The sequence below is a fragment of the Zhongshania sp. genome, assembly GCF_041623545.1.
In the GTDB taxonomy this organism is placed as follows: domain Bacteria; phylum Pseudomonadota; class Gammaproteobacteria; order Pseudomonadales; family Spongiibacteraceae; genus Spongiibacter.
The window spans coordinates 1-5,404 of record NZ_JBFJWS010000222.1; the positions used below are offsets into that span (position 1 = coordinate 1).

7 protein-coding genes are annotated in these 5,404 nt (G+C 51.4%); 5 read left to right on the plus strand and 2 right to left on the minus strand.

Annotated features, from left to right (window positions below; all coding sequences use genetic code 11):
* On the minus strand, positions 1 to 738 hold a 738-nt coding region (locus ABYT30_RS14980; protein ID WP_373097335.1), incomplete at its 3' end, for a peptidoglycan DD-metalloendopeptidase family protein.
* Between the two features lie 267 nt (positions 739 to 1,005).
* Between ABYT30_RS14980 and ABYT30_RS14985 the strand changes: the two genes are divergently transcribed.
* Positions 1,006 to 1,926: a histone deacetylase gene (locus tag ABYT30_RS14985; protein WP_373097336.1), complete on the plus strand. Its 921-nt coding sequence runs from the start codon at positions 1,006 to 1,008 to the stop codon at positions 1,924 to 1,926.
* A gap of 43 nt (positions 1,927 to 1,969) precedes the next feature.
* On the opposite strand, the gene ABYT30_RS14990 is transcribed toward ABYT30_RS14985, so the two are convergent.
* Positions 1,970 to 3,310, minus strand: a complete 1,341-nt coding sequence (locus ABYT30_RS14990; RefSeq protein WP_373097337.1) for a hypothetical protein — start codon at positions 3,308 to 3,310, stop codon at positions 1,970 to 1,972.
* A 312-nt stretch (positions 3,311 to 3,622) separates the two neighbouring features.
* Between ABYT30_RS14990 and ABYT30_RS14995 the strand changes: the two genes are divergently transcribed.
* The 4 genes from ABYT30_RS14995 to ABYT30_RS15010 are packed head-to-tail and all read left to right on the plus strand — an operon-like array spanning position 3,623 to position 5,191.
* Positions 3,623 to 4,087 carry an acyl-CoA thioesterase gene (locus ABYT30_RS14995; protein ID WP_373080123.1) on the plus strand — a complete coding sequence of 155 codons (465 nt, stop codon included), beginning with the start codon at positions 3,623 to 3,625 and terminating at the stop codon, positions 4,085 to 4,087.
* A 49-nt stretch (positions 4,088 to 4,136) separates the two neighbouring features.
* Positions 4,137 to 4,508, plus strand: a complete 372-nt coding sequence (locus tag ABYT30_RS15000) for a PH domain-containing protein (RefSeq protein ID WP_373080120.1) — start codon at positions 4,137 to 4,139, stop codon at positions 4,506 to 4,508.
* Between the two features lie 11 nt (positions 4,509 to 4,519).
* The gene (locus ABYT30_RS15005) at positions 4,520 to 4,831 is read left to right on the plus strand and encodes a hypothetical protein (protein ID WP_373080117.1); all 312 of its coding nucleotides are present in this window, start codon (positions 4,520 to 4,522) and stop codon (positions 4,829 to 4,831) included.
* A gap of 27 nt (positions 4,832 to 4,858) precedes the next feature.
* Positions 4,859 to 5,191: a DUF3301 domain-containing protein gene (locus ABYT30_RS15010; protein ID WP_373080114.1), complete on the plus strand. Its 333-nt coding sequence runs from the start codon at positions 4,859 to 4,861 to the stop codon at positions 5,189 to 5,191.
* Positions 5,192 to 5,404 lie beyond the last annotated feature (213 nt).

The window sequence follows — 5,404 nt, forward strand, 5'->3', positions numbered from 1 at the left end:
ACTGGACATCCCTGTGTTACCGCTATATCCCAATAAATCGCCCTGCCTAACATAGTCACCGAGACTTACCGCTGTTTTGTTGAGATGACCATATAGGGTAGTAAAGCCAAAATTATGATTCAACTTAACCATCCGCCCAAAACCATTGTTGTTCATACCCGCCCACTCCACCACACCGTCGGCCGTGGCATAAACTGGCGTACCAATACTCGCGCGCAAATCCGCACCGCCGTGCAGCGCCATACGCCCGAGTACTGGGTGGTTGCGCATACCAAATCGGCTGGTAACATGTGCATCGGCAAGGGGGTAGCCGCTGGGGATGGTGCTGAGCATAAAGCGCTTTTCAGACGCAGTTTGACTGGCGGTATCTAAGCGTTGATAAAGTGCTGTTTCAGGCTCTGGATTTAAACCAATCATGGTTTCAATGGTGCCCAGCTCATCGCTCATCACCGACAGGGCGGCGACCTTTTCTTCCACCGTGGCTTGCAGTAGCTTTTGCTGATGCAATAAGCTCTCATTCTTTTCCTTAACAAGGGCTTGGTAGGCTTGTAACTCGAGAACCTCGCCGTTTAAGCTATCGAGCTTATAGGAAAGAAAGTAAATTGCCAAAAAGCCACCTAAAAAACAGGTAGCTAAAAATATGCCAATACCCGCCATAAAACGGCGCATCAATTGCGTTACGGTATAGTGCTTGGCGCCGCTATAGCTTGTTATTGTAATTCCGTAGTGCTCGCGCATTCAATTTCTCGTGGTTTCAGGATACCAAAATCACTGTTATCGGCCCCGTAAATGAAGCGCTAACAGTCCTGCCGAACGATTATGTTTGCGGGCACAATTCATGCCCAAGTCAATACAGCTGGACGGATTATGTTATTAGTTCGCATTGGATGCAAATTGTGCCGTAATTCAAGCTATTACACAGACTAGCAAAATTCATTATTAAGTGTGGGTCCAGAATCCTATTTCACCGCGTAAACCATATGCAATTATCAAGGTAAGCCACTTTTGCGTTCACTCATTCCCCTCGTCAGCAACCCGCTTTACAGCTACCCCTTCGATAGTCGGCACCGCTTCCCGATGGAAAAATTTTCTTTACTATTTAATCACTTACGTGAAATCGGCATTGCCGCCGAAAGTAACGTTTTTCGGCCTGGGCGGGTCCGCAGCGAGGTGTTAGCGCTAGCCCATTGCCGGAACTACATTAATGACTTCTGCGAAAACCAGCTCAGCCCCAAGGCGATGCGCCGAATGGGCTTGCCTTGGAGCGAGGGTTTACGCCAGCGCAGCTTAATTTCACCCAACGGTACCTTACTCACTGCGCAGCTGGCCTTAAAATACGGTATGGCCTGCCATCTTGCTGGCGGCACGCATCATGCCCACTATGATTTTGCCTCAGGGTTTTGCATCTTTAATGACCTTGCGGTAACTGCGCGCACTCTATTGGCGCAAGGCAAAGTCCAACGCATTCTCATTTTTGACTGCGACGTTCATCAAGGCGATGGCACTGCGAATATTTTACAAAACGATACGTCAGCCTTTACCTGCTCAGTGCACTGCGACAAAAACTTCCCCGCCCGCAAAGCCCGCAGTGACCTAGATATCAATGTGGCGGCGGGATCTAGTGACCAGGCGTATTTAGAGCTGCTCAGCGCCGCCCTCGAGCAAGCATTGCTATTGTCAAAACCCGACCTTGTGCTCTACGACGCCGGGGTTGATATATACGAGCACGACCCCTTGGGCCTGCTGAACATAAGTACCGCTGGTATCCGCGAAAGAGATCGACTGGTATTGGAAACGTGTGTCGAGCGAGGTATTGCCGTTGCAACAGTGATTGGTGGTGGCTATGACCGCGATCAGCAGGCCCTAGCGCGACGCCATGGGATTGCAGTCGAAGAAGCCGCCCGCCTCTTTACCCACTTAAACTAAAAAGCGGCCCGAAGGCCGCTTAACATCGTCATTGCGAGCTAAGTCAAAGCTTGAGTTGACCGAGTAAGCTGCCCACCAAACCCTGCAAAACGATCAAGGGATCTGCACTGGGGTTTAACGTTAACGCGGCTTGCAAATCGCTGATCAAAGCGCAGCTCGCACTCAGCGGCGTTGTGGCTAGCGGGCAAGCGCCGCCGTCCGCCAATGCGGAAGCCACCGGACCCAACAGCAAATCCAGTGGCGTACCAGTCAAACCGCTGCCGCCTTGCGCTGACAACGCCGCTTGAATAGGTGCCAATTGATCCAACACTGCATCCAGAGGTGTGCCCGTTGTACCGCTGCTAACACCGCTGGCTAGCGCATTGGTGATACTGGCCTGCAAATCGGCGAGCACTGTATCGTTCAAGGGCGCAAGTAATTCAGTACCACCGGCACTAAATAACGCAGCGAAGTCCCCTGCAGTCAATCCGCTCAAATCACCACCAAGCAGGCCAGTTAATGTGGCAACGGCCGCTTCCACCTGACTACTAATGACAGGCCCTTGGCCAGCTTGCTCTTCAACAAAGGTAATGGGTACAACTTCGAGCAAAAGATTATTCAGCACATTGTTCAAGGTCGAACTTACCGCCGCCGCTGTCGCGTCTGGATTCATCGACTCCAGTGCCCCAGCCGTTAACGCCAAATCACTGAAGGCCTTATCCAAGGTTATTAAGATACCACCTAAGATGGGGGCATCCACCACTTGGCCCGTTGGATCCTGGGCAATAACTGTCGCTAAACCCTCACTAAATGCCGTACTCAGTTGCTGCATCAAAATAGCTGCGGACGGCGCTTCACCGCTGCCACCACCATTTGTAGCGGCAATAACCGGGGCCAAAGCGTCGCCCAATGGCGCCAATGGCGTACCTGCCAAGGGATTACTTCCACTGCCCTCTGCACCGCCATTGGTGCAACTAGCCCCCGTTAATGATGCCAACGCAGCGGGAAGATCTGTTGCCAGCTCTGTAACGGAAGCCTGCAGCCCCGCACCGGAGTTCGCCAACAACGCCGCGGGGTCTTGCAAACTCGCAGGGCTCACTTGAACGAGCACGGAATCGAGAATATCCAAAACATCCGTAACGACAAAGCCACCCACACAGCTTATGGCTCCCTCCAGAGGCGTACCTGCAGCGGCGCCAGCGAGTTGGGTAATTAGCTGTTCGGATAGCGGTTGCTGCACGGCATCAAGGGGGCCATCAACCTCCGAATAGCTTGATGTTACAGGCTGCTCCCCCGCTGGCGCCGCTGTCTTGCCAGACTTTCCACCGCCGCCACACGCCGTCAATGCCAAGCTAGCACCAAAGGTCAACGCAAGCAGTGTTTTGCCTGAAAGAAAATACTTCATACTAAATACTCCGTTAATTAGCCTGAATAAAATGGTGAGATCCATTTTAAAAACACGTCAGATCACCCGGCCCTTGAGCAGAGTTTTTTAATTATTTCAGCGTCTGAGCGTGCACGAAGAAGTAGAGCAAATACAAAAATTGATTTAAGTAAGGGAAAACCGAGAAAGGCCTACACAAAATGAGAACTCGATCGCAAATTGCAATATAACTAATCCAAGTAAGCTCCCTGCCCTGCAAGCGGCGTAAAACTAAAAATCGCCCTTTGCTATCGACTCAGGAATAATAGGGGTTTTATCCGAGGCAAGCTTCCGATGTCGCAAACCCCATACTGGGACAAGCCCACGCCATTCACATTAGACTTTAGCGTTGACCGTAGCCATATAGACGGCATTGGCCACGTCAACAATGCGGTTTATGTCGACTGGTGTCAGCGTGCAGGCTGGAGCCACTCACTCGCACTAGGGTTAAATCTTGACGATTATCGCGAGCTTGATGCCGCGATGGTGATTCGCCGAGCAGACTACGACTATATTTTATCAGCCTATGCTGGCGAGGAATGCGTGATGGGCACGTGGCTTACCGCCAGTGACGGCAAGCTAGTTATGGAACGCCAATTCCAATTAGTACGCAAAATCGACAGCAAAACACTGCTCCGAGCCAGCTGGCAATTGGTATGCATTCGCATGAGTAACGGCAAGCCTCGACGGATGCCACCAGAATTTAACCGTCGCTACGGCGATGCGGTCATTAGCACACCGCCAAAGCATTCCGTGTAGAATAAGGCATACATCTTTTTCACGCCCTTACCAAAGAGAGAGCCCAACGGTGACAAGTCAATACGCTGAACACCCCGCCATGTTTCGTAACAAGCCCTTAGGATTCATCCTTGCAGTGATTCTCATTCCCGCCGCCATTGGCATTCTAATTTTGATGGTCTGGTATTTACGCTGTAAATCCACCAAGTTAGAAATTAACGGAAATGAAGTGGTTTTGGAGAAAGGCCTGCTCAGCAAAGAGCGCACCGAACTGTCCGTAAGCGGCATTCGCACGGTGAAGATCAACCAGTCTTTTTTTAACCGCCTATTTAAAGTCGGCACCGTGGCTATATATACCGCCGGTGACAACGCAGAAATTCAAGCCGAGGGCATGCCCCGGCCTGAAGTATTTCGCGAGTTAGTCAAGGCTGCACAGGCTTAAGGACATCCAGCATGAGCGATAAATTGCCAGGCGACAATCGCGACGCCCTCAAGATTGCCGTGGCATCAATTGTGATCCTTGCGCTACTCCTTGTCGCGCTAATGCTATTTCTGCCGTTGCTGGGAAGCTTTATAGACCAGCATTTTAGCGCAGGCATGGGCTTAAAGGATGCCGCCGTGGTGGCCTTTTTTACCACCGTCGTGACGCTGGTTATTTTTGCTGTAGCCGCTGGCGACGGCTTATTAGGCGAACTGCAATTTATGCTCAGCGGTTTTTTTGGCTTTTTTCTCGTGCTCTGGCTGCTCATTGCATGGATTTTTTAATGGCCAAACCGCACTCTGGCTGCCGTCATGTTTGACCTCGGCGACCTCACAGCGCTCTTTATTTTCCTCGGTGTACTCGCCTATTTCTGGCGAGCTCAAGGCACCCGTGAACTCGCGCTGCGCGCCACCCGAAAACATTTAAAAGAGCAGCAGCTGCAGTTATTAGACGGCAATGTCGCGCTCCGCGCCCTGTGGTGTAAACGCGACGCCGACGGCCAAATTAAACTTTGGCGACGCTATATTTTTGAATTTACCGCGACCGGCCATGAACGCTATAAGGGCCAAGTGGTAACCCTCGGCAATCACATCGAAGGTTTTGAACTAGAGCCCCACCGCTTCCCCGACGACGTAATTCACTAGGCCGTCACCAACCGTCTTATAAAAGAAGTTCTTTATGCGCCATGGCACTAATTTCAATCCCAACCAAGATGTAAATTGGAAAACACTGAAGGAGCTGATCCCCTACTTATTGGCCTTTCGAGCACGCATCGGTCTCGCGCTACTCTGCCTCGTGGCCGCCAAGGTCGCCAGCGTAGGCCTACCCTTTATCCTCAAACATATAGTGGATCAGCT